Annotated in this window: 2 protein-coding genes; both read left to right on the plus strand. The window is 63.5% G+C overall.

Going from position 1 to position 1,834, the window contains the following annotated elements; all coding sequences use genetic code 11:
- The coding region (locus B4F73_RS01450; protein WP_290482347.1) for a hypothetical protein at positions 1-449 on the plus strand (449 nt) is incomplete at its 5' end.
- A 171-nt stretch (positions 450-620) separates the two neighbouring features.
- A partial coding sequence (locus tag B4F73_RS01455; protein ID WP_290482348.1) for an acyl-CoA carboxylase subunit beta occupies positions 621-1,834 on the plus strand: 1,214 nt, incomplete at its 3' end.

Here is a 1,834-nt window from a genome sequence, read left to right on the forward strand (position 1 = left end):
CCCCCGCCATGGCCGACCCGGCCCGGGGCGGCATCGCCCAACTTGAGCCCCGGCTTGGCGCGACAGGCCTGTCGATCCAAATCGGCCACAATGCCCCGACGGGCCGTCATGGCCGGTATCGCGCCAATCAATGGGGCCAGTCGCTCCGGCAGGAACGCCAGCTGCGTCGCAACGCCGTTCAGGCCTGCCGCGCCGCGATCAGTCGCACGGCATGGCGGGCCGGCTTCCACGATGTCGATTTCGATGATGACCGCAGAATCCAGCAGATCGGCCCGAATGGGTTCCGCATCCGCTTTGATGATGTGGAATTCGAGAACCGCCGCCGCGAGCGGGAACGCGACGTCACCTGTCTCGTTAGGCGGGGACAGGTCGCCCGGCTCGACGGTATTCCGCAAATGGGTCAGGCGCGCAATCGCGGCCAGAACGGCCACAGCCGCTACGGCTACTAACGCAACGGCACCCCTGGCGGCGGGCCGACCAGAATGATCGCCCTGCCGCGGCGCCCCGGACCAGACATCCGGGGCGTTTGCGTTTTCAAGGGCCTAACGCCGCACTTGCCTTTGTTGCGCTGCCGTATAATCACGGGGGAGCAAACAGAAACAGAAGGCCGGGAGAGCCCCATGAAGGACGTGATCGAAGCGCTGGAAGCCAAACGCGAAGAGGCCCGTCAGGGCGGTGGCGCTGCAAGAATCGAACGCCAGCACGCCAAAGGCAAGCTCAGCGCGCGGGAGCGTATCGAAGTGCTGCTGGATGAAGGCAGCTTCGAAGAATACGACATGTTCGTTGAGCATCAGTGCTCCGATTTCGGCATGGATGAGCAGAAGATCCCCGGCGACGGCGTTGTCACCGGCCAGGGCACCATCAATGGCCGCCTCGTCTATGTCTTCTCGAAAGACTTCACCGTCTTCGGCGGCTCCCTGTCGAAAACCCATGCCGCCAAGATTGTGAAGGTCCAGAAGGCCGCCGTGATGAATGGCGCGCCAGTGGTCGGCATCTTCGATGCGGGCGGCGCGCGCATCCAGGAAGGCGTCGACAGCCTCGCCGGCTATGCCGACATCTTCATGGAGAACGTCCTCTCCTCCGGCGTGATCCCCCAAATCTCCGTCATCATGGGCCCGTGCGCCGGCGGCGACGTCTATTCGCCTGCGTTGACCGACTTCATCTTCATGGTGAAGGACACGTCTTACATGTACGTCACCGGCCCGGACGTGGTGAAGACCGTGACGAACGAGGAAGTCACCCACGAATCCCTCGGCGGGGCATCCGTTCATGCGGCCAAGTCCGGCGTGGTCGATGGCGCGTTCGAGAATGACATCGAGGCGCTGGTCCAGATGCGCCGCCTGATCGACTTCCTGCCCGGATCGAACCGCGAAGACCCGCCGGTCCGCACCGTCTATGATTCCGCCGAGCGCGTGGAAGACAGCCTCGACACGCTGATCCCGCCCAACCCGAACTCGCCCTACGACATGCGCGAGCTGATCGAGAAAGTGGCCGATGAAGGCGACTTCTTCGAGATCAGCCCGAAATTCGGCGCCAACATTCTCTGTGGCTTCGGCCGCATTGAGGGCTCCACGGTCGGCTTTGTCGCCAACCAGCCGATGACGCTGGCCGGCGTGCTGGATATTGACGCCTCCCGCAAGGCGTCGCGCTTTGTCCGCTTCTGCGACTGTTTCAACATTCCGGTTGTCACCTTTGTGGACGTGCCGGGCTTCATGCCGGGCACCAAGCAGGAATATGGCGGCCTCATCAAGCATGGCGCGAAACTTCTGTTCGCCTATGCCGAGGCGACTGTGCCCAAGGTCACCGTCATCACCCGCAAGGCCTATGGCGGCGC

Source organism: Hyphomonas sp. UBA3601 (assembly GCF_002375605.1).
In the GTDB taxonomy this organism is placed as follows: domain Bacteria; phylum Pseudomonadota; class Alphaproteobacteria; order Caulobacterales; family Hyphomonadaceae; genus Hyphomonas.